Source organism: Paraburkholderia bryophila (genome assembly GCF_003269035.1).
Classification (GTDB): Bacteria; Pseudomonadota; Gammaproteobacteria; order Burkholderiales; family Burkholderiaceae; genus Paraburkholderia; species Paraburkholderia bryophila.
On record NZ_QLTK01000018.1, the window covers coordinates 41,159 to 63,323 of the forward strand.

Sequence of the window (22,165 nt, forward strand, 5' to 3'; positions counted from 1 at the left end):
CGCACCCGTGGCGCCGAACTCAGTGCACACTGACACACGTTTGACGTCCCGCAAGGGGCCCTCCTTCGGCGCGCCCCCTGAAGCGGCGCTCGACGAGGCGAGCCCCACCGGCTCAAGCTTCGAAGCACCGGCCGGGAGCGGCGCGTACGGGACGTGGCCAGCGGAGCAAATCACGCTATGAACGACTCATACCTGAACTTCGTCAACTCGCCATTCGGTGCGCGCCTCGCGCGTTCGCTCGGCTTGCCGAAGCCCGAGGTGCTGCACCGCTATCGCGCGGACCAGCCTGAATTCGGCGGCATGGTGGCGCTCGGCGCGGGCCGCGAACCGCATCTGCTCGACGCGCTCGCCAATCTGGTGGCGAGCATCGGCGTGACCAGCGTCGCGCATGAAAGCGCGGGGCTATGGGTGCCGCTGGCGAATCGCCGCGGCCTGATGACGGGCCGCTTCGAAGCCGCGGAGGGCGGCTCGCACGGCAAGCTCGCCGCCCTGCTGTTCGATGCGAGCGGCATCGAGGACAGCAGCCAGCTGGAACCGCTGCATGGCTTCTTTCACGACACGCTGCGCTCGCTCGGCAAGTGCGGTCGCATCGTCGTGCTGGGGCGGCCGCCGGAGCGCTGCGCGAAGCCGCGCCAGTGGACCGCGCAGCGCGCGCTCGAGGGCCTCACGCGCTCGCTCGGCAAGGAGGCGCGGCGCGGTATCACGTCGAACCTCGTGTACGTCGAGCACGGCGCGGAAAGCGGGATTGAAGCGACGTTGCGATTTTTTCTGTCGCCACGGTCGGCGTATGTGTCGGGCCAGGTGGTGCGGATCGGCACGGCGGGCGAAAGCGCTTCGAGCGGCGCGAGCGGCCTGCGCCACGCGTCGGACGCGAGCCTGGGCAGCGGCGCAAACGACGTGGCAGGGGCCGCCTCGCCGCCGCCCGGATTCGACTGGGCCCAACCCCTCGCCGGCCGGCGCGCGGTCGTCACGGGCGCGGCACGCGGCATCGGCGCCGCGATTGCGAGCGCGCTGGCGGCCGAAGGCGCGCACGTGATCGGCATCGACATCCCGTCGGCGCGCGACGCGCTCGAGGCCACCCTGCGGCAACTGAACGGCAGCGCCCTCGCCTTCGACATCGCCGCGCCCGAAGCGCCCGCACAGATCGCCGCCGCGCTCGACGAACAGGGCGTGGACATCGTCGTCCACAACGCCGGCATCACGAAAGACAAAACCATCGCGAAGATGACCGCCGCCGCGTGGCAAAACGTCATCGACATCAACCTCGGTGCGCAGGAACGGATCGACGACGCCTTGCTCGCCGCCGGCATTCTGCGCGACGGCGGGCGGATCGTCGCGGTGTCGTCGATCAGCGGCATCGCGGGCAATCTCGGCCAGACCAATTACGCCACCTCGAAGGCCGGCGTGATCGGCCGGGTTCAGAGCATGGCGCCGCATCTGCGCGCGCGCGGCATCACGATCAACGCGGTGGCGCCCGGCTTTATCGAAACGCAGATGACCGCGAAGATTCCGCTCGCCATCCGCGAGGCCGGCCGCCGCATGAACTCGATGAGCCAGGGCGGCCAGCCGGTCGATGTCGCGCAGACCATCGCGTGGCTCGCGCATCCGGGGTCGGCGGGGGTCACCGGCCAGATCGTGCGCGTGTGCGGCCAAAGTTTGATTGGAGCGTGAGCATGGCCGAGCCCGGCGATCCGTCCGACGACCGCGGCGCCTCGGGTGCCTCAGGTGCCTCAGGTGCCTCAGGTGCGTTCGGCGACCCGCGCCCCAACGCGGTGCGGCCGAAAACCGTTGTGGTCGAACCGCTGCCCGCGCCCGCCAAACTCTATGCGCGCGCGTTGTCCGGCATCGTCAAGCGCGGCCGGCCCACGCAACTGCCGGCGCTACGCCTCGTGCGCCCCGCCGTCGCGCTCGATCCGGGCGCGGTCTGGCGTTATGCGCGGGTGTGCGGCTTCATCCCCGAGCACGGGGTGCCGCTCACCTATCCGCATCTGCTCGCGTTTCCGCTGCATCTGCTGATGCTGACCGATCCGGCGTTTCCGTGGCCCGCGCTCGGACTCGTGCATCTGGCCAATCACGTGCGCCTGCGCCGCCCGCTCGCCTATAAAGATCTGCTGCGCGTGGAAGTCGAATTCGGCGCGCTGCTGCGCCACGACAAGGGTCAGGCGTTCGTGCTGCACACGCGTCTGTACCGGCGCGGCGAAGCGGTGTGGGACGGCGACAGCGTCTATCTGAAACGCGGCGTGCCGGCAACCGGCAGCGCGCTCGCGCCGCTCGAACTCGGGCCCGACGCGCTGCAGCGCATCGCGCGCTGGCAGTTGCCGTCGCAACTGGGCCGCGACTACGCGAAGGTCTCGGGCGACTACAACCCGATCCACCTCAGCGCGCTGTCCGCGAAGGCCTTCGGTTTCCCGCGCGCGATCGCCCACGGCATGTGGACCCTGGCGCGCGCCGCCGCCGCGCTGCAGCCGCCCAAGCCGCTCGCCGAAGGCACGCTCAGCGCCGAATTCAAATTGCCGATGCTGCTGCCCGGCGAAGCCTCGTTGTGGAGCGCGTCGGCTTCGCTGATCGAACGCGATATCGAAGTGCGCGACATCGGCGGCGAAAAACCGCATCTGCGTGGCCGCATGCAGTGGAAACTGCTATGAGCCGCCTCATCACAACAAGAACCTCAAGGAGCCGAGCATGACTCACCCGCAGCCAGCCGTGCGCCGCGTCGCCATTGTCGGGGGCAACCGGATTCCATTCGCCCGCTCGAACACCGCGTACGCGACCGCGTCGAATCAGGACATGCTGACCTTCACGCTGCAAGGCCTGATCGATCGCTACAACCTGCATGGCGAGCGACTGGGCGAAGTCGCGGCGGGCGCCGTCATCAAGCATTCGCGCGACTTCAATCTGACGCGCGAAGCGGTGCTGTCCACCACGCTCGCGAAGGAAACCCCCGCCTACGACGTGCAGCAGGCCTGCGGCACCGGACTCGAAGCGGCGATCCTCGTCGCCAACAAGATCGCGCTGGGGCAGATCGAGGTGGGCATCGCGGGCGGCGTGGATACGACTTCGGACGCGCCGATCGGCGTCAACGAGCGGATGCGCAAAATCCTGCTCGAGGTGAATCGCAGCCGCAGCACCGGCCAGCGCGTCGGCGCGCTGACCAAGCTGCGGCCCGGCATGTTCTTCAAGCCGCTGTTGCCGCGCAATGGCGAGCCGCGCACCGGCCTGTCGATGGGCGAGCATTGCGAGCTGATGGCCAAGCGCTGGAACATTTCGCGCGAGGCGCAGGACGTGCTCGCCTACGACAGCCACCGCAAGCTCAACGAAGCGTACGCACGCGGCTTCGTCAACGATCTGATGACGCCGTATCGCGGCCTCTCGCGCGACAACAATCTGCGCGCCGACCTCACGCTCGAAAAACTCGCGAGTCTGAAGCCGGTGTTCGACCGCGACGCCGGCACGCTGACCGCCGGCAATTCGACGCCGCTCACCGACGGCGCCTCCGCCGTGCTGCTCGCGAGCGAGGCATGGGCCGCGCAACATGGCCTGCCGGTGCTCGCTTATCTGAGTTGGTCCGAAACCGCCGCAGTCGACTTTTTCGACAAGAAAGAAGGCCTGCTGATGGCGCCGGCCTATGCCGTGCCGCGCATGCTCGCGCGCGCCGGCCTCACGCTGCAGGACTTCGATCTCTACGAAATTCACGAGGCGTTCGCCGCCCAGGTGTTGTGCACGCTCACCGCGTGGCAGGATGACGAGTATTGCCGCACGCAGCTCGGCTTGCCCGGACCGCTCGGCGCGATCGACCGCACGAAACTGAACGTGAACGGCAGCTCGCTCGCGACCGGTCATCCTTTCGCGGCGACCGGCGGGCGCATTGTCGCCGGCCTGGCGAAGATGCTTGCGCAACTCGACAAACCGGCCGGCACCGCGCGCGGGCTGATCTCGATCTGCGCGGCGGGCGGCCAGGGCGTGGTGGCGATTCTGGAGCGTTGAGCCGGCGCGCGTGGCCGGCCCCAACGAATAGTGTTGCTTCGCGAAAGATTGCTGCAAACTTTGTTTTGGATCGCTTCGACGCACGCCCGGATGACTGGCCACACGACCAGCACACAAACAGATGAAGCCACCGCTTCAGGAGACGACCGATGACCCAGCCCGCTCAATCCCCGCTCTCGCCCGCCGATCAGGCGTCGAGCGCCGTGCATGCCGCGCACGCAACCGGCGCGACCCGCGCCGCCTCCGCCGCACCGAACACCGACGGCATCTGGTACGCCTCCTATCCGCACGACGTACCGCATGACATCGACGTCGGCCAATACGAATCGATTCCGCAGTTCTTCGACGAGTGCGTCGCGAAGTTCCGCGAGCGGGTCGCGTATGTGAGCGTCGGCGCCAACCTGACCTACGGCGAGCTCGGCCGCAAGGCCACCGCGTTCGCCGCCTATCTGCAAAGTATCGGCGTGCAGCCCGGCGAGCGTGTCGCGATCATGTTGCCGAACACGTTCCAGTATCCGGTATCCCTGTTCGGCGTGCTGAAAGCCGGCGGCGTGGTGGTCAACGTCAATCCGTTGTACACCGTGCGCGAGCTCGCGCATCAATTGAAAGACAGCGGTGCGACCACGATCATCGTGTTCGAGAACTTCGCGAAGACGGTGGAAGACTCGCTACCCGGCACCAGGATCCAGAACGTCATCGTGACGGGGCTCGGCGATCTGCTCGCCGACGGTCTGAATCTGAAGGGACGTCTGCTCAACTTCATGCTGCGGCACGTGAAGAAAATGGTCCCCGCCTACAACCTGCCGCAAGCCGTGCCGCTGCTCAGTGCGCTCGCCACCGGTTACACGCGGCCGGTCACGCCCGTGCGTCTCGCGCATAACGACATCGCGTTCCTGCAATACACCGGCGGCACCACCGGCGTCGCCAAGGGGGCGATGCTCACGCACAAGAACATCATCGCCAACCTGCTGCAGGCGAAAGCGTGGTCCGAAGGGCAATTGACCGGCGAGATCGAAACCGTGCTCACGCCGCTGCCGCTTTATCACATCTACTCGCTGACGGTGAATGCGCTGATCTTCATGGGACTCGGCGGGCGCAACATCCTGATCGCCAATCCGCGCGACATGAAGCGCGTGATGATGATCATCCGTCACGAGAAATTTACCGGCATGACCGCCGTGAATACGCTCTACAACGCGTTCCTCGACAACGAGGAGTTCTGCAAGCGCGACTTTTCGAACCTGAAACTCGCGATGGCCGGTGGCATGGCGACGCAGAAGTCGGTGGCCGAGCGTTTCAAGGCCGTCACCGGCAAGCCGATCATCGAAGGCTACGGCCTCACCGAATGCTCGCCGATCGTCTCGATGAATCCGGTCGACCTGAGCAACATGCGCGACTTCGAAGGCTCGATCGGCCTGCCCGCGCCGTCCACCCAGGTGCGCTTCAGGAAAGACGACGGCAGTTGGGCCGGCATCGGCGAGGCGGGCGAATTGTGCGTGAAGGGACCGCAGGTGATGAAAGGCTACTGGAATCGGCCGGACGAAACCGCCAAGGTGATCGACGACGAAGGCTGGCTCGCCACCGGCGACATTGGCGTGATGGACTCGCGCGGCTTCATTCGCCTGATCGACCGCAAGAAGGACATGATCCTGGTGTCCGGCTTCAACGTCTACCCGAACGAAATCGAAGACGTGATCGCCGCGCATCCGGACGTGCGCGAGGTGGCGGCAATCGGCGTGCCCGACGAATCCCAGGGCGAGCGCGTGAAGGTGTTCATCGTCAAGCGCAACCCGTCGCTGACCGCGGAACAGGTGATCGCCCATTGCCGCAAGAATCTGACCGGCTACAAGGTGCCGAAGCTCGTCGAGTTCCGCGACGAGCTGCCGCAAACCAACGTCGGCAAGATTCTGCGCCGCGCGCTGCGCGACGAGGAACTCGCGAAGCAAAAGGCTGCCTGACAGGCAAGGCGCTTTGCGTCGCTTAATTTCGGAGAGATTCATGATGCACCGCCTGTCACACCGCTCCTCGGCGGTCATGGCTCAGGTCCCGCGCAGCGCAGCGCGCAAGACCACGTCACACGCCATGCTGGCCGCCGCGTTGGCGGCGCTGGCCTTCGGTCTCGCCGCGCCGTGCGCGTTCGCGCAAAACGACGACACCCCGCCGCCGCTCGATACGGCCTCCAGCGTGAAGGCGCCGACCACGCCGTCCTCCCAGGTCGGCAAGCTCACGCTGGACCAGCAGGTCAAGTGGCTGCGCGCCGCGCAACAGAGCGGTGCGCTCGAAAAACTCGACGACGCGCAACTGGTCGCGCTGTTCCAGTCGCTCGATCCGCTGACCTTGCCGCGCTATATCAAGGAAGGCCCGAACGGCTACCCGTCGTACGAGTTCACGATGGCGCGTTCGGAACGCATTCATGGCCAGTGGCCCGATAAGCCCGATCACATGCTGGTGCGTCTCGCGCACGACCCGCTGCGGATCTACGCAAAGTGGCTGCCCGACGGCGCGCATGCAGGCCAGGAAATCATCTACGACGAGTCCAAGCGCACCGATGAAATGTACGGGCATCTCGGCGGCATCATGAACGTGATGCCGTTGTGGACCTCGCTGAACGGCGCGCTGGCCCGCGCGCAATCGAATCACCAGGTGCGCGATCTCGGCACCGAGTACATTGCCGCCCAGTACCTGTCCGAAGGCAAGAAATATGTCGAGGCCGGCCTGCCGCGCTCGACCCAGGTGGAAGTCCAAACCATCGACGGCGTGCGCGTGGTGGCCTTCACCTTCGAAACGCCGACCGGCCAGCCGCAGTTCTATGCGAAGAAGGAAACGCTCGGACTCGATCTGCGGCATCCGTATTTCCGCACCGTCGAGTCGTATAACAACGACGGCAAGCTCTTCGAGAAGATCGTGTTCGAGACCATCACGCCGAAAACCTTCGACGATTCGACCTTCGATCCGAAGAACAAGGCGTATAAGTTTTAGTGCTGCGGGTGGGCGGTGAAAACGAAGGGGACAGGGGCGAACGGCGAGATCGACGCCTTGTCGCGTCCGCCGCGCACCTCGACCCGATATCCTGCGCGCGTGGCGAGTTGCTTGAGCACAAAGTAATCGGAACCACGCATGAGGCCGATCAACGACGGCTGCGTCCACCACACAGTTCGATCATCGAGACGCGGCGCAAGCGTGGTGTACCAGAGCGCGCCGATGTCGTCGCCCGGTTCGAAGAGCGCGAGCTTCAAACGCCTGGCGTAGTCGGCGCACGCCGGACCGTGCGTCAGCGTGGTGTCGACAATCGCCAGCGTATCGCGAGGCACGGCGGCCCGCGCAAGCGAGGGCCAGGCGCCACCCGCTGCGGTGCTCGACAACCACGCGCCGCTCAACATGAAAGTGCGTCGGTCCATGGCCTGATCCTGTCGCCGCGACGCGGGCGGTTCGCCGCCCCGTTCACGTATAGCCCCGCCGGTCCCGCCATTTCTCCGGCCAGATCCCCTGCTTGCCCGGCGCAAGGATGCCGTTCGGATCGAGCGCGTCCTTGATCGTTTCCGACAGCCGCAACAGCGCGCCGTCGTTGAATCCGTACTGCGCGGCCGCAAAATCCATATACGCCAGATGCGCCCGATATTGACCGTATCCCGCCGCACGCGCATCGCTCATCAGCGAACGCAATAACGCGCCGGCCTGCTCGAGCTGGTTCGCGTCGTCACGATCGAAAATCGCCGCGAAAATGTGATGCAGATGACGCACGCCCGCCGTAAAACCCCCGTAGTAATCGAAGCCGTATTCCGCGGCGCGCGTCTTGATCATCATGTATTGACGCAATGCGTCGCGCCCGCTCGCCGGACACACCGGCGCGAAGTCCACATGCGCGCCCGTGCCGCCGCGCCAGTCGAGCATGCGAAACGCGCTCATCGCCGGAATGCCGGCGAGGTTGCGATCCCCGCCCGCCACGGGCTGCGCATCGCCCGCATAGCGTGTGGCCGACAACCTCGCCTGCGGCACGCGAGCAAAGGCGCGCTGCACGATCGCGTAGCGCGCGTCGATCAATTCCGGCGTACCGTACAGCGCGAAATGCAGATTCCAGCGGCCGACCTGCAGTTTCTCCAGCATGGCCGTCACCGCGCTCTCCGGCATGGCGCCCGCGCCGTCGTACCACTGTGCGCGCGACGACAGTCCCGCCGCGCGACGCAAGCCGCCTTCGATTACCGCGTTGTTGCGGATCGTGTCGTCGAGCCGTAACGGCCGCAAGATTTCCACGATCGCGTCGAGATCCGTTTCATGCTGAAACTGGATTTCACCGAGCAGATAGGCGGGCGGCGCGGGCATCAACCAGACCCCCAGCTTCGTGACGATGCCGTAATTCGACTGCATGAACATCGCGTCGAACGACGGTCCGTAGCCCGGCCGATACAGCTGCCATGCGGTGCCGACATCGATCCCGCCCATGCCGGTGCGCAACACGTCGCCGTTGGCAAGCACCACTTCCATGCCGCATTGCGTCGCCGCGTGATCGCCGTAGTCGGTATAGCCGAAGCCGCGTTCGAGTGTATTGCCGACCACGCTGCCCCACCCGGCGGCGGGCGGATCGACCCACAACCGGTAGCCCTTGTCGCGCAAATGCGCGGACAGATCGAAGTAACTCACGCCCGGTTCGACCAGCGCATAGGCCAGCGTCTCGTTCACTTCGAGGATGCGGTTCAGCCGTTGCAGATCGAGCACGACCGATCCGGACAAACGCGGCGCCGCGCCGCCATACGCAAAGTTGCGGCCGGTCGAAACTGTCCACAACGGAATGCGGTATTCGTTGGCGATCCGTAGCACGGCGCGGATTTCATCGACGGAGGCCGGCAGCAGCGCCGCGCTCGCCGAAAACGCGGTGGGCTCGCCGGGTGCGAACGGATCGAGATACGCGGCGAGTCCCGCCGCCGACGTCACGACATGCGGCGCGCCGACGATTGCTCGCCAACCGGCAAGCGCGCGATCGAATTGCGCGGCGGATAGTTCGGGCGGCAGGCTGCGGTTCAAGGAAGCTCCCTGGCGAGCGACAGCCGCGGCGCGCTAGCGATGCATGCCACCCCCCATGTGCGCCCCGCCGCTCCACACATGCATGGACGAGCCGCCATGCCAGCCACCGCGACCACCCACGCCATACGAACCACGCACATAGCGGACATGATCCATGTGATGAAAATGATGAAACCGGTCGACGAAAATAACCGACACGCCGACCCCGAACACCACCGGCGGGCCCCAGTACCACGGATCGTAGTAATAGGCCGGCGCGAGCGCCCCGGCGTCGTCCTGAACGATCTGCCAGGTGCCGTCCGGTTGCAGACACGCGCGCCCGCTGACCTGCTGCACGACGCCGTCGATCTCCGCCTGACCCACGACGAACCGGCACGTCGAGGTGTCGGTCAACGGCGCGTCCGGGTCCATTTGCGCGCCCGTTTGCGCGGCCGCAGGGATGGCGCACAGCGCGCCCAGACACAGACAGGCTACGCCGGAACCGAGCCTCGTGCCGAACTGATGAAAGGTGAACATGATGTCGCTGCCTCGACGCGCCGGCGTTGCGACGCGAAGAACGCATCGACACCGTAAAGACCCCGTCGGTTTGCCTTGCCCGACATCCTGCGGAGAAGTTGCGCATGCATGCATCGGGGCACGCGCTTGCGGGATCGAGCAATGAGTAAACGAAGCGTCGCGTGAAGCTATTCCGGCCCGGCGAACGAAGCGCGAGGTGTTTCTGTTACCGCGTGTTGCGGCGCGACGGCGTCGAACGGGAACAGCGCGTCTTTATCCGCCGCTTTCATCCGTTTTTTTCTTCGCAACGCACCACACGAACTCATCGCAACACGCCGTGCGCGGCCACGCTTGCAAGCTCACTGCCACGTCTCCGGTTTGCCGCCGAGCGCGCTGCATACGTCGACGGCGATGGAGCGGAGCTTGCCCTCCGCGATCGGTCCGGACAACGCGTAGCCCATGCCGTCGCTGATCCAGTAGAAGGTGCGCCGGTTGCCGTCGCGGAACAGGCGGAACGCGGTTTCGTCGCGCGCGGTGCCGGTCACGTACAGCGTGAGCCGCGCGCCGCCGGCGTTCTCGTACATGAACTGCGCGGCCGGCCCCGCCTCGCCGGGCAACAAACGCCCACCGACGAGCGAATAACCGTACTCCTGCAAGGACGGCACCGACAGCGGCCGGTTCAGGCGTTTGGAGAGCCAGTTGATCAGATGTTCTTCGTCGCTCGCGGCCACTTCCACCGGATGACGCCGCTCCGGCGTATACACCGCATAGGCAACGTCCGCACGCTCGGCGAAGCTCGGCGGCTGGCTGCCCAGACCGCCCCACGCGCCGCCCGTCAGGCGCGGCGCGAGCGGCCCCAAAGCCAGCGCGATGCCCGCGCCGGCGACGAGCCAGCATGCCGCGATGCCGACGCGCTGCCACCACGGCGCCGCACGACGCACGACGATAAAGGTGGGCTCGGGTGTCGCGTCGGCGCGGTCGCCATATTCGTGACGCTCGCGGTCGTTGCGGTCGCCATGCACGTTACGTTCGCCATGTTCAGTGCGGTCGCTACGTTCGCCGCGGTCGCCATATTCACCCTGCAGCGGCACACCGCACAACACCCGCAGCGCGGCCTTCTGCGCGCGCCACGCCGCGACCCGCGCGGCGGCCTGCGGATGCTGCTCGAGTTTCGCTTCGAGTGCGGCACGTTCGGCGGGCGGCAGTTCATCGTCGACCCACGCCGACAGCGCTCGCAGATCGAGCCCGTCGGGTAAGCCAGCTTCGTGGTCGTCGTTATTCATCACGGATTTCTCACCACTTTCAACGGCGGTGTTTTGCGCGCCGGCTCCTGAGCCGGCCCTTGCGACAACAACACGCGCAAATGCTCACGCGCACGCGAGAGCCGTGACATCACCGTGCCGACCGGCACGCCGAGCGCACGCGACGCTTCCTGATAAGACAGTTCTTCCACCCCAACCAGCAACAGCACCTCACGCTGTTCGAGCGGCAGACAGTACAACGCGCGCTGCAAATCGCGCAGCACCAGGCCGTCCACTTCGCCCTGCGGCGCTTCCAGGTTACGCCACGGCGCGCTGTCGTCGTCTACGGTGATCTCGCGGCGGCCGCGTAGCTGATCGATATACAGATGCCGCAGAATCGTGAGAAGCCATGCGCGCAGATTGCTGTTCGGGCGGAACGCCGTCCAACGGGCGAGCGCGCGCTCCGCCGTATCCTGCACGAGGTCGTCGGCCCATGCGCTGTCGCCCGTCAGTGCGCGCGCGTAGCGACGCAACTGCGGCAGCCAGGAGATCACTTCCGCTTCGAAGTTCATCCCGTCTGCGACGCTCCCAGGAAAATGCCGGGCCGTGCCAGCTTGCCTGGATTCCGCTCGGGAAAACTCGCGCGACGCGGCAGGTTCGGAGGCACCCGGAACATTAGCGGCACTGGCGGCACTGGCGGCACTGGCGGCACTAGCTGCACTCGTGGCACTAACAGCACTCGTGGCATTCAATAGCCGCCGCTGCTGCCGCTCCCGCTGCTGCTCGACGCGCCGGAGTCGGTGGCCGAGGTGCAGGCGCTCGCCGCAAGCGAACCTAGCGCAAGCGCGAGCAGCATGAAGATCGCGGAAAGTACGCGGGACGGTTTCATGTCGAATCTCCTCACCGCCGACGGCACGCGTCGGCCTCACATTCAGTCGGCCTCGCCGCACGATGCGTCGCTGCCCTACCTGTCATAACGCAGACGAGCGACGATTTATTCCGCTCGCGACCTCGTCACGCCCCTTCTTTTTCCGCCATCGACGCCCCGACCACCCGGGCATGGCGGAACAATGCGCCATTCATCGGCAGATTCGTAACGCAACGTTACAGCCAGGCGTTATCAGATGCTTATGTGCGCGCAAGCCGTTATAGTGGACGGAGTTCGCCCGCCGACGCGTTCCGCCCCCACACAGGGTAGAATCGCGGCGAACAACCGTCTTTCTAACCTGAATTGTCCATGGCTTCCGCAGAATCGCATCCGCAAAACGACTTCATGAACGCAGCGCGCAAAGAACGAAAGCGCGTCGAGATTTATCTCGTCAACGGCATTCGCCTGACGGGGTGCATCGAGTCGTTCGATCAGTACCTGGTGATGCTGCGCACGCCTGTCGGCCTGCAAGGCATCTACAAACGCGCGATCTCGACGATCCAGCTCGACACCGGCACGCGTCCGGCGCCGCGCGCGGGGCGTCCGTCACATGGCGAGCACACCACGCGGGGGCCGCACGGCTCGCGTGAGCCGCGTGACCATCGTGAGCCGCGCGAACCGCGTGAACCGCGCGAGTCGTATGGCGCACCGTCTTCCGACCGGCCCACACCCGATCGCAGCAGCAGCACGTCAGACGGCCCGGTGGTCGTGACGCGCCGCCGGCGTCTGTTCGGCACGGGCGGTGGCGACGGCGGTAGCCACGGCGGCGGCAACCATGGCGGTCATGGTGGTAACGGCAACAACGGCAACAACGGCGGCAGCGAGTAAGCAGCCGCTTCGGCGCTCGGCTATTCCTTAGGATGGCCGAGCCGCATCAAGATTTTCTCCAGACGCACTAGCTGCTGCTCTGTCAGTTCGAATCCATGTTTCACCGCCATCACGCGGCGACGCCAATAACCGGCGTCCAGCATGCGTAGCGCCGGTTGCCGCGTGGCCCAATCCAGGTGTTCCAGTTCTGCTTCCACGACGTGCAGCGCGTTGAAGCGCGGCCTGCTCGCGGTCTTTTTCCGGTCCATGTGATTCGCTGCCTGGTGATTCGCGAGGGTCCGCGAGTGTCAGCCTGCGTCCCTGCCGAATTGGACACTGCCGGTTCACGTCGTGCGACAGGGTGTGAGCGCCGGCCCACGCGGCCGGTGAATGTCGCGGCCCCTTGCTTGCCGTCGATGCCAGCCAGCGACACACGAAAAACGAGTTGATGCCGGATGATTTGAAGTGCTGTTTGGCGTCGATATCGGCGGGTGGTTTTCCATGCGCCGCGATCGCATGGCATGCTTGCCGTGTGCCACCGCCTTAGGCCATCTGACCGATGGTCGCCGACGGCCGCCATGCGCTATTCTGGGTGACCGCCTCTCTTCGAATGGAGTCTGTCATGACCAGCAAGAAGCACCCCGCGGCTCATCCCGCGCAAGCAGAGCCGCCCGTGGAGTCCGACGACAGCCGCCTCGACGAGGCGCTCGACGAGAGCTTTCCCGCCAGCGATCCGATCGCCGTCGACACGACCGATCCACATCGCTCGCCGGAAAAAGAAACGTCTTCGCAGGGAAAGAAGCGGCATTAGCGGTACGCCACCGCAGAGCGCGGTTGCCGGGGGCGATGCCGAAGGCGACCCACAATGAATCAGGCGGCCCGAAAGCCGCCTGCTTGTGTCTGCTTGTGCGTGATTATGTCCGCATGGATAACGGCTCGAAGACAACGATAAGGCGCTCAACCCGCCCTATCCCCCGGCAAACCGCGCAGCGCCATTCACACGGCACGACCGATCCGCGAGGTCTTCAGACCATCGCACTCAGTGCGACGGCAAGCCGCTTTCCAGTTGACGCTGCAGATCGCGCACCTGGCGTTGCGCGGCGCGCAACTGGTCTTGCGCGGCAGCCTTCTGCTGAGCCAGCGCCGAGGCTTCGGCACGGCTCTGCTGCTGCTGGCTCGCCACGATGCTCTGCTGCTGACGCGCCACGTCGAGGTCGGCCTGCAGACGATTCGCGCGATCTTGCGACAGCGCGATCATGCGTTCCGTGAAGGCCTTTTGTGCCTCGAGTTGCGTGCGGCGAATTTCGACATCCGACAGTTGCAGCGTCTGACGCACGAAATCCTTATAGATCATGTCGGCCCGCGTGGCGTCCTGCGTCTTGATGACGCGCCAGAAATTCTTCTGTTGGAACAACGCCACGTAGTACGTCATCTCCTTGCCATAAAACAGCAGGCTCGCACCGTAGCTGCCGTTGTAGGTGGTGCGCAATTCCGCCAGATCCGAGCCGTGAATCATTTGCTGCAATTCCGCGACATTACCCGCGGCGGATTGCTTCGCCTCGTCCGGCGTCAAAGCGGTGGTCTGGGCCGCTCCGGCTTGCGGCGTGGCCGGCAACGCGGTCGTCGTGCCCGGCTGGGAAACGACGCCAGCACCGCCGCCTGCGCTCGCGCCGCCGTCCGGCAGAGCTTGCGCATAAACGCCTTGCACGGCCCCCAACGCGATGAAAGCGGCCAGGGTGATCTGTCGTAGTTTCGACTTGTGGTCCATGTAATTCCTGCTTAAACAGTTTTTGTTTTAGTACAACCGTCTCATTATTACTCACTTTCGCGGGTTTCGGGCTCTTCGTCGAAAATTTGGTACTTGCGCATCTTCTCCCACAAAACCTTACGACTGATGCCCAGATAGAGCGCCGTATCCTGGCGACGCCAACCGTTTGCGTCGAGCGCGGCGAGCACGCGGTTGCGCTCCGCCATGTCCCATTTGCTGCGGTCCACCAGCACCTCGGCCACGCTCTCGGCAGGCACCGGCTGGTTGCTGCGCGCCAGCGCCAGCAGCCGCTGCAGACGGGCCGCGTCCCACGCGCCGATCTGGCGCACGGTCACGCCGATCCGCTCGGCGAGATTGCGCAGCTCGCGCACGTTGCCGGGGAAGTAGGTGTCGGCCACCGCGTCGGCGAGCCAGTACGGCAGATCGGGTAACGCCGACAGACGCTCATTGCCGACCACCTGCGAAATGAATGCCTTGAAGATCGCGATCTTGTCGACCGCGCCGCGCTCTTCCAGCGACGGAATCTTCAACTCGATCACCGCCAGCCGGTAGTAGAGATCCGCGCGGAACGTGCCGTCCTTCACCAGTTGCGGCAGCACCTTGTTGGAGGCCGCCACCAGCCGGAAATCGAGCTTCACCGGCGTGGCCGAACCGATCCGCGTGACCGCGCTGTCTTCGAGCACGCGCAGCAGCTTGACCTGCTGATAGAGCGGCAGGTCGCCGATTTCGTCGAGGAATAGCGTGCCGCCGTCGGCCTGCTCGAAGTAGCCCTTGTGCGCCACTACCGCACCGGTGAACGAGCCTTTCGAGTGACCGAAGAACAGCGATTCGAACAGCCCGTCCGGAATCGCCCCGCAGTTCACCGCGACGAACGGGCCTTGCCCGTAGCGACTATGTTTTTCGTGCAGCAACTGCGCGATGCGCTCCTTGCCGACGCCGGTCTCGCCATGCACCAGCACGCTCGTGTCGCAATCGGCGAACGTGTCGACCTCGTGCAGCAGCGCCTGCATGCACTCCGAGTTGGCGATCATCGCGTCGGATTCGTGCGTCTTGGCGCTGTGCGCGCGGATCTGCGCGACCAGCTTCATCACCATGCCGCGTAGCTCGGCGCAGGTGAAGTCGAGCGGCAGAATGTGCGAGTACTCGGACGGATAGCTGGCCGGATCGTGGTCGCGCGGCGCGGCGCCGACCCACACGACCGGGATGCCGTGCGCGGCCTGCCAGTCGCGCAGGATCAGCGCGCCGCTGTCGATCACCGAGACGCTGATGATCGCGAGCGACGGCCGCGACGCGGTCCGTTCAGGCGAGATCGCGACATCGTCCGCGCGGATCACTTCGACGTCGAAGCTCGCCATGCAGCGCGCGACCCGGTCGACGATATCGGCCTTGCCCTCCCAGACGTAGATATCGAGTTCCTCGATTTTGGCGGTGGTTCTCATCGTGGATAGGCTAGTTGACCAGTTGCGGGACGCCGCATGTCAGCGACATGTTGTGGACGGTGGCCGTGCCGACTTGCACGCCGAGCAGCGAGAGCGTCGGAATGAGCACGGCGTCGAGCAGGTTGAAGACGGTTTGAAGCAATGGCGTTACGGCGGTCGTGACGAGGCTGAGCAGCGGAGTCAGCAAGCCGGACAGATCGTAGTTACCGAATACCTCGATATGCAGCGCCGAAGGCAATGCCGCCAGCAGCGGTGTGGCCAGCGCCGAAGCGTCGGTACCGACCGGATTGGAATTGGCGCTCGCCGTGGAATCAAAACTGCCGGACGAACCGTTGAACACGATCGGCGTCGAGCCGGGCGTCAGCGAGTAAGGCCCGAGAGCGTCCAACTGGACGCTCGCCACGTTGCCGACCAGGATCACCGAAATGTTCGCCAGCACGATCGGCCCGCCGCAGCTCGAATTCGTGCCGAGGCACAGCGCCGCGATGCTGGGCTGCACCTGAATCGTGGCGTTGGTGGCCGCCTTGCTGCTTTCGCAGTCCACCGAACTGAGCGTTGCTTTGCCCGCCGCGACCTTCAGGTTCAGCACGATCGGCGTGCTGAGCGCCGAGATCGTCGCCACGCCGAGGTTGATCGGCTGCAGCGCGATCGGCAGCAGTGTCACCACCGCATTGATCGACGCCGTGCGCGCTACGGTGCGCGCCGTGGAGACACCGCCGACCGTGGTGGTGCCACCCTCGCCCACCGCCAGCACCGGAGGCTGGGTGATCTGCAGCGACAGCCCAGCCACACCGGCCAGACCGGCATTCACGTTGATCACCGGCCCCGTGCCGTTCGGATTACTCTGCGCGATCTGCGCGGCGACCATCACCGCGTCGAGCGCGTCGATCGTCGCGGTCGCCGCGGCGTTCGGGTTGGACAGGCCCAACGCCAGCAGCCCCGGCGCGCTCGGCCCGTTGTCCCCGATGGTGATGTTCTGTCCGCCCGGCACCGTGACGGCCAGCGTCTGCAGGATCGCGGCGTCGACGGTATCGCCTCCCGCCTGCAACGCCTGGACCATCGCCAGCATCAATTGCTGATAACTCACGGTGGTCGAGAGCAGGCCCTGCATCGACGAAGCACCTAGCGCCACCATCAGATCCGACAGCTTGATGGTCGCCCCCGCGAGACTCTGGAAATTACCCACGGTCAACGCCACACTGGTGTTCAACAAACCGCCGAGAATCGCGTTGAGCAACGCCGACTGTTGCGTATTGATCGTGGCGATGCCGGTGCTGAGCGAGAACGCGTCGATGTTCGATGCCAGCGCGGTCGCGGTCGTCGTCACGGCGCGGCTCGGTCCGAGGAAAAAATACGGTATCACCTGGCTGGTCTGCACCTGCACCGCATTCAGCGGATTGCCGGTCGTGCCGAAGTAGGTATTGGTGCTGGTGTCCCAGCGTCCGCAGGTGGTGGCGATCGTCGTCGTGCCGCCGGCGCTGAAGCCGTTGGCCGCCGCGTTCTGTTGCGCGGCGGTAGTCGCGGCCGCGCAGCCGCCTGACGAGCTGATCATTTGCACCGCCGCCAGCGCCGCCAGATCGGCCGTGCGCTGCAAGGACCGGCGCGCGAAATACACATTGCCGACGTCCAGCACGCCGAGCGCCGCGATCGCCACGCTCAGCCAGATCACCGCGAGTACGGCGATCGCGCCACGTTGACCGTGCCTGCGCGTGCCGGCGCGGCGCACCGCTCGCGGGTGCGCGCAGCGGTCGGAGCGAGTCGCGGACGACAGACGGCCACGCATATCAGTTCGCGCCACCGCCGGTCGCGCCGCCCGACCCGCCACCGCCGCTGCCGGTCGTGTTGAGCATCGAACCGTACAGATCGGGAATCTTGCTCTTGAACGATTCCATGTACCGCCGGTAGGCGAGACCGGCTTCCGTGCCGAGCATCGGCAGCGCCGGCGCCGCTTGCGCGTTGCTACCCTGCAGGTCGAGCCACGTACGCGTGCTGTGTCCCACTTCGCTGGCGCGCACCGGTGGTTGCATCGTCGGCGAGGGCTGAGCGGCCTGCGCTGCGTCGTTTGTCTGCGCAAGTGCACCGATGGAAGCGCCGATCGACGCCGCCAGCGCGGCGCCCATGGCCAGCCGCCGCGCCACCCCACCCCATGTTCGTGTTCTGTCTGTCATGTCCGCCCCCTGATTTCCCGACCGGCATTCGTGCGACGCTCGCCTCGCCTTCGCCCGGTCACTGCGCGAACCGCTGCAGCAAACGCGGCGCCGGTTCGATACCCTGCACGCTCGCGACGGTCCCCATCTGTCCGGCTCGCGGCTGCGCCGGCGCCGACGCGCCGCGCGTCTGAACCCGCCCGGCCGCCGCCACTTTCGCCGTGTCGCTGCGAATCGCGGCGCGCACGTCCGGCGTCAATTTCTGCTGATTCATCACCGCCTGCGCCTGCGCCTGCTCGCCGTTGGCGAGCAGATAAAGCACCACGTTGCTGACGATCTTCGGATTGTTCTGATCGAGCTCGGCCGCTTTCATCAGCGGCACGCGAGCGCCATCCACATCGCCGTTACGCAGTCGCGCATAGCCGAGGTCGGACAGCGTCACCGCGTCGGTCGGCTCGAGTTGCGAAGCCTGCTCCAACGCTTGCGCGGCGCGCGCGAAATCGCCGCCCGCACCGGCGATCAAGCCCAGCCCCCGGTAGCCGCGCGCGGCCAGCGGCGTCTTCAGCAGAAGACCGTATGCCTGCGCCGCCGCGTCCGGCTGATCGGTCATGCGCAGCGCGTCGGCACGCAGCAGATGGGTGTCCGGGCTCGCGCCGTACTGCTTTTCGTACGCGTCGATATGCGCGAGCGACGCGAAGTAGAGCCCTTGCGCCTGCATCTTGTCGATCAGGCCGAGATACACGCCGGGCGTGTCCGGCGCAGGATCGCGATTGGCCTGTTGCTGCGCCATCGCCGCCCGCTCGGCCTGCGGCCCGACGCCGTAACCCGTCAGCACCTGCGACGTGCAAGCGCCGAGTAGCATGCAAGCGGCGACAGCCGGCGCGTAACGCAACACGCGCCGGGTGAGATCGAAAGGCAGACACTGAACCATGGAGCAATCCTTACTGATGCACCGCATGAAACGAACGCGTGACGGCCAGCACGCCAGGACCCGCCGTGACGATCATCAGCGCGGGCAACAGCGTCACGATCATCACGCCCGTCATCTTCACCGCGAGCCGGCCAATGCGTTCGCGCAGCATCGCGCGACGCGTTTTGCGCAGACGGTCGCCGAACTGCTTGAGCGGCTCCTGCACCGCGCCGCCGTGCCGGTCGACCTGCACCAGCAGACGGATGACCGCGCGCAGATCCTCGTTGTCGTAGCTGCTGGCCAGCCGGTTGAGCGACTGCTCGCGCGTGCGGCCCGTGGCGAACTGGCGCTGGGCGATTTCGAGCTCGTTCGAGAGCACCGGCAACACGCTGCGAAAATCGTTGACCATCACCTGCAAACTTTGATCGAGCGACAGACCCACGCCTTGCAGCAGCCGCAGCAAATCGACCAGCAGCGGCAACTCGTCGACCACGCGACGGCGGCGCTTGCCGGCGCGGCGTTTCAGCAGGATCTTCGGCAGCATGAAACCCGCCATCATCGCAATGACCACCAGCACCACGTAGCGCGTGCCGTCCACCTGTCCGCGCGCCAGCGTACCGGCCACCACGGGCGCCGCCAGCGCGCCCAGCAGGCGCGACACCAGGAACAGGCCGCGCGTGCGCGTATCGACGAACCCGCACTGTTCGAGCAGGCGCCGATCTTCTTCGGCCACCACCTGGCGTCCGAACGGCGTATCGAGCCAGCGAATCCCCACCTGCACGAGATGCTCGAACACGCCTTTGAAACCCGTCGGCCGCGCGGTGCGCACCGCCGTCTTCGACGCAGCGGGTGCGCCGTCCGTCGCGCGAGCCGCTGCGGCGTTCAGCGCAGCCGCCTGCAAGGCGCGTTCGTCGAGCGCATGGCCCAGGGTGCGTTCGGTGCGCCGCTGCGCGGCCACCCGCGCGAGCACCAGACCGGCGACCAGCAGCAGGGCGAGCGCCGCGAGCGCCAGCGCGAGTGCGAACAGTTGATGGGCTTGCATCGTCAATCCCTCAGGCTCGCCATGCGGTACAGCAGCCAGGCGCCGACCACCTGCAACGCGAACGCCAGATAAACCAGTTGCCGCCCGCTCGGATCGAACCACATCGAAGCGAAATACGAAGGGTTGGAGACGATCAGAAACCCGCCGATGCCCACCGGCAAAGCCCCCAGCACCCAGGACGACATCCGCGTTTCCGACGACATCGCCACGAGCTCCCGCTCGGCCTGCTCGAGGTCGCGCATGAACGACGCCATCCGGTCGAGCATCACGTCGGCGCGGCCGCCGTACTTCACGGACAGACGCAGCACGGAGCCCACCAGTTCGAGTTCGCGCACGCCGTAGATCAACGAAACCTGATACAGCGCGCGATCGATTTCGACGCCCGTGCGCAACATCCGCGAGACGTTGTCGAGACATTCGCGCAACGGCGTCTCGGTGGTTTGCAGCGCGGCCTGGAACGCGGCCGGCACGCTATTGCCGAGCGTGATCAAACGCACGATGCCGTCGAGAAACAGCGGCAACTGCCGCACGATCAACTGCCGACGCTTGTTCACGCGCATCGTCAGGAAAAAATACATCAGCAGGCCGCACATCCCGAACACCACCAGCGCGGCGAGCACGCCACGGGCGAGCCCCGCCCAGCCGCACAACAGCAGCACGATCGCCGCGCTGGTGGCGAACGGCCGTTTGGCATCGACGATCCCCGCGCGCTCCAGCAGGTGGCGCAGCATGAAGCGCGCGCGCGCCACCAGGTAGCGGCAGGAAGCCAGCCAGCCCGCGTCGGCGGGCGGCGCTTGCGGCGCGATCGCGACCTGCGCCCCGGCACGGGTGGGTGCGACGCGCGGGCCGCTCGCGAGTCCGGCCGGTCCCGCGGCGCCCGGCATGGCCGCCGCCATCCGGCTATCGATAAAACGTTCGGTGCTCACCTGGCCTTTGCGTTGCGCGCTGCGTTGCCACAGCAGCAACGCCAGCGCCGCGCACAGAAGCGCGAGCGCCGCGACGACCAGCACCGCGCTAGACATTGAAGCCTCCACCGAAGCCGCCGTTACCGCCGCCAAACCCCGCATTGCCGAACGCGTTGCCGCGTTGCTCACTGCCGCCCAACGCCTGCCGGAACCGCACCAGCTTCGGCGAATGCGGATGGATCCCGAGCGAGACCCAGCTATCCAGCTCGTCGCCCTCGGCGGTCATCACCGGCTCGTAGCGATACAGCTCCTGGGTCGCGATGATGTTGTCCGACAGCCCGGTGACTTCCGTGATCGATAGAATCCGCCGCCGACCATTCGAGAGCCGGCCGATCTGCACGATGAAGTCGACCGCGTTGGCGATCTGGCGGCGCAAGCTCGACTCGGTGCCCTGAAAGCCCGCGAAGCCGGCCAGCATTTCGAGCCGGTACAGACATTCGCGCGGCGAGCTGGCGTGCACGGTGCCCATCGAACCGTCGTGGCCGGTGTTCATCGCCTGCAGCATTTCGAGCACCTCGCCGCCGCGCACTTCGCCGACGATGATGCGATCCGGCCGCATCCGCAGCGTATTGCGCAGCAGGTCGCGGATCGTCACCACACCCGCGCCGTCGAAACCACCCGGCCGGCTTTCGAGCCGCACCACATGCGGATGGTTCAGCGACAGCTCGGCCGTGTCCTCGATCGTCACGACCCGCTCCGGCTCGGGAATATGAAACGCCAGTGCGTTCAGCAGCGAGGTCTTGCCCGAGCTCGTCCCGCCCGACACCAGCACATTGCAGCGCGCCGCCACCGCTGCTTCGAGCAACGCGCCGATTTCCGCGTTGTAGGTGCCGTTGCCGAGCAGATCGTCCGGCCGCATCGGATCTTTACGGAATTTCCGGATCGACACGATCGGGCCGTCGATCGACAGCGGCTCGATCACCACGTTGACCCGGCCGCCGTTCGGCAGACGCGCGTCGACCATCGGGTTCGACTCGTCCAGCCGCCGCCCGATCGGCGCGAGAATGCGGCGGATGATCCGCAGCAGATGCGCGTTGTCGGCAAAGCGCACCTGAATGCGCGTCAGAATGCCGTGCCGCGATACGTACACGTCGTTGTAGCCGTTGATCAGAATATCTTCGACGGCCGGATCGGCGAGCAGGTCCTCGATCGGTCCGAAGCCGGCCAGTTCCTTGGTCAGCGCCTCGGCGATCAGGCGCACCTCGCTCTCGTTGATCGGAATGCGGCGCAGCCTGACGAAGCTGTCCATCTCCAGATCCACGAACTGGTTGATCGCATTGCGCGACCAGCGGCCGAACTCGGAGCCGAGTTCCTCGATACGCGTCAGCAGATGTTCGTGCGCAGCGTTCTTGATATCCTGGAACTGCTGGCTGTGCGCGAACGACGGCGCGTCGTCGGCAAATTCGATCTCTTTTGCCAT

General features: G+C 66.0%; 22 protein-coding genes. 7 read left to right on the top strand and 15 right to left on the bottom strand.

All coding sequences use genetic code 11. From position 1 onward, the window contains the following. The first annotated feature begins 177 nt into the window (after nucleotides 1-177). The 5 genes from BX591_RS23215 to BX591_RS23235 all read left to right on the top strand — a co-directional run bounded on the left by BX591_RS23215 (nucleotide 178) and on the right by BX591_RS23235 (nucleotide 6,963). Nucleotides 178-1,671, top strand: coding sequence for a 3-oxoacyl-ACP reductase (locus BX591_RS23215; RefSeq protein WP_111933647.1), 1,494 nt, complete (start codon nucleotides 178-180; stop codon nucleotides 1,669-1,671). A 2-nt stretch (nucleotides 1,672-1,673) separates the two neighbouring features. Continuing rightward, nucleotides 1,674-2,645, top strand: a complete 972-nt coding sequence (locus BX591_RS23220; protein WP_244147096.1) for a MaoC family dehydratase — start codon at nucleotides 1,674-1,676, stop codon at nucleotides 2,643-2,645. 37 nt (nucleotides 2,646-2,682) lie between these two features. Continuing rightward, nucleotides 2,683-3,984: an acetyl-CoA C-acetyltransferase gene (locus BX591_RS23225; RefSeq protein WP_111933648.1), complete on the top strand. Its 1,302-nt coding sequence runs from the start codon at nucleotides 2,683-2,685 to the stop codon at nucleotides 3,982-3,984. Nucleotides 3,985-4,133: 149 nt separating this feature from the next. Continuing rightward, nucleotides 4,134-5,942, top strand: a complete 1,809-nt coding sequence (locus BX591_RS23230; protein WP_111933649.1) for an AMP-binding protein — start codon at nucleotides 4,134-4,136, stop codon at nucleotides 5,940-5,942. A 124-nt stretch (nucleotides 5,943-6,066) separates the two neighbouring features. Continuing rightward, nucleotides 6,067-6,963 (top strand): DUF1571 domain-containing protein, encoded by an 897-nt coding sequence (locus BX591_RS23235; RefSeq protein ID WP_111933731.1) that lies wholly within the window; start codon nucleotides 6,067-6,069, stop codon nucleotides 6,961-6,963. Here BX591_RS23235 and BX591_RS23240 read toward each other — a convergent pair. The 6 genes from BX591_RS23240 to BX591_RS36560 form a co-directional block, all read right to left on the bottom strand. Beyond that, nucleotides 6,960-7,382 (bottom strand): hypothetical protein, encoded by a 423-nt coding sequence (locus tag BX591_RS23240; protein WP_111933650.1) that lies wholly within the window; start codon nucleotides 7,380-7,382, stop codon nucleotides 6,960-6,962. The two genes, BX591_RS23235 and BX591_RS23240, sit on opposite strands and share 4 nt — an antisense overlap. Before the next feature lie 43 nt (nucleotides 7,383-7,425). After that, nucleotides 7,426-9,003: an FAD-binding oxidoreductase gene (locus BX591_RS23245; protein WP_111933651.1), complete on the bottom strand. Its 1,578-nt coding sequence runs from the start codon at nucleotides 9,001-9,003 to the stop codon at nucleotides 7,426-7,428. 33 nt (nucleotides 9,004-9,036) lie between these two features. Continuing rightward, complete coding sequence (locus tag BX591_RS23250; RefSeq protein WP_111933652.1) at nucleotides 9,037-9,519, bottom strand: hypothetical protein; 483 nt, start codon at nucleotides 9,517-9,519, stop codon at nucleotides 9,037-9,039. 338 nt (nucleotides 9,520-9,857) lie between these two features. Continuing rightward, the gene (locus BX591_RS23255; protein WP_111933653.1) at nucleotides 9,858-10,781 is read right to left on the bottom strand and encodes an anti-sigma factor; all 924 of its coding nucleotides are present in this window, start codon (nucleotides 10,779-10,781) and stop codon (nucleotides 9,858-9,860) included. Beyond that, nucleotides 10,781-11,311: a sigma-70 family RNA polymerase sigma factor gene (locus tag BX591_RS23260; RefSeq protein ID WP_111933654.1), complete on the bottom strand. Its 531-nt coding sequence runs from the start codon at nucleotides 11,309-11,311 to the stop codon at nucleotides 10,781-10,783. The genes BX591_RS23255 and BX591_RS23260 overlap by 1 nt, the downstream gene beginning before the upstream one ends. 176 nt (nucleotides 11,312-11,487) lie before the next feature. After that, complete coding sequence (locus BX591_RS36560; RefSeq protein WP_167444596.1) at nucleotides 11,488-11,628, bottom strand: hypothetical protein; 141 nt, start codon at nucleotides 11,626-11,628, stop codon at nucleotides 11,488-11,490. Nucleotides 11,629-11,976: 348 nt separating this feature from the next. Here BX591_RS36560 and hfq point away from each other — a divergent pair, with 348 nt between their 5' ends. After that, nucleotides 11,977-12,495, top strand: a complete 519-nt coding sequence (gene hfq, locus BX591_RS23270; protein ID WP_111933656.1) for an RNA chaperone Hfq — start codon at nucleotides 11,977-11,979, stop codon at nucleotides 12,493-12,495. Nucleotides 12,496-12,515: 20 nt separating this feature from the next. Here the strand turns inward: hfq and BX591_RS23275 are convergent, their stop codons facing one another. Further along, the gene (locus tag BX591_RS23275) at nucleotides 12,516-12,743 is read right to left on the bottom strand and encodes a hypothetical protein (protein WP_111933657.1); all 228 of its coding nucleotides are present in this window, start codon (nucleotides 12,741-12,743) and stop codon (nucleotides 12,516-12,518) included. 353 nt (nucleotides 12,744-13,096) lie between these two features. Between BX591_RS23275 and BX591_RS23280 the strand changes: the two genes are divergently transcribed. After that, on the top strand, nucleotides 13,097-13,285 hold the full coding sequence (locus BX591_RS23280; protein WP_111933658.1) for a hypothetical protein: 189 nt from the start codon (nucleotides 13,097-13,099) through the stop codon (nucleotides 13,283-13,285). Nucleotides 13,286-13,513: 228 nt separating this feature from the next. Here the strand turns inward: BX591_RS23280 and BX591_RS23285 are convergent, their stop codons facing one another. Genes BX591_RS23285 through BX591_RS23320 form a run of 8 tightly spaced genes read right to left on the bottom strand, consistent with a single transcriptional unit; the run spans nucleotide 13,514 to nucleotide 22,165 of the window. After that, nucleotides 13,514-14,242 carry a DUF2968 domain-containing protein gene (locus BX591_RS23285; RefSeq protein ID WP_111933659.1) on the bottom strand — a complete coding sequence of 243 codons (729 nt, stop codon included), beginning with the start codon at nucleotides 14,240-14,242 and terminating at the stop codon, nucleotides 13,514-13,516. A 47-nt stretch (nucleotides 14,243-14,289) separates the two neighbouring features. Next, complete coding sequence (locus BX591_RS23290; protein ID WP_111933660.1) at nucleotides 14,290-15,681, bottom strand: sigma 54-interacting transcriptional regulator; 1,392 nt, start codon at nucleotides 15,679-15,681, stop codon at nucleotides 14,290-14,292. Between the two features lie 10 nt (nucleotides 15,682-15,691). Continuing rightward, nucleotides 15,692-17,464, bottom strand: coding sequence for a TadG family pilus assembly protein (locus BX591_RS23295; protein WP_111933661.1), 1,773 nt, complete (start codon nucleotides 17,462-17,464; stop codon nucleotides 15,692-15,694). 1 nt (nucleotide 17,465) lies between these two features. Then, entirely contained in the window at nucleotides 17,466-17,849 is a 384-nt protein-coding gene (locus tag BX591_RS23300; RefSeq protein WP_244147097.1) for a DUF3613 domain-containing protein, read from the bottom strand. A 58-nt stretch (nucleotides 17,850-17,907) separates the two neighbouring features. Continuing rightward, the gene (locus tag BX591_RS23305) at nucleotides 17,908-18,759 is read right to left on the bottom strand and encodes a tetratricopeptide repeat protein (protein ID WP_111933663.1); all 852 of its coding nucleotides are present in this window, start codon (nucleotides 18,757-18,759) and stop codon (nucleotides 17,908-17,910) included. Between the two features lie 10 nt (nucleotides 18,760-18,769). Further along, the gene (locus BX591_RS23310; RefSeq protein ID WP_111933664.1) at nucleotides 18,770-19,780 is read right to left on the bottom strand and encodes a type II secretion system F family protein; all 1,011 of its coding nucleotides are present in this window, start codon (nucleotides 19,778-19,780) and stop codon (nucleotides 18,770-18,772) included. A gap of 2 nt (nucleotides 19,781-19,782) precedes the next feature. Next, a complete protein-coding gene (locus BX591_RS23315; protein WP_111933665.1) occupies nucleotides 19,783-20,802 on the bottom strand; it encodes a type II secretion system F family protein in 1,020 nt (339 codons plus the stop codon). After that, nucleotides 20,795-22,165, bottom strand: a complete 1,371-nt coding sequence (locus tag BX591_RS23320; protein WP_111933666.1) for a TadA family conjugal transfer-associated ATPase — start codon at nucleotides 22,163-22,165, stop codon at nucleotides 20,795-20,797. The genes BX591_RS23315 and BX591_RS23320 overlap by 8 nt, the downstream gene beginning before the upstream one ends.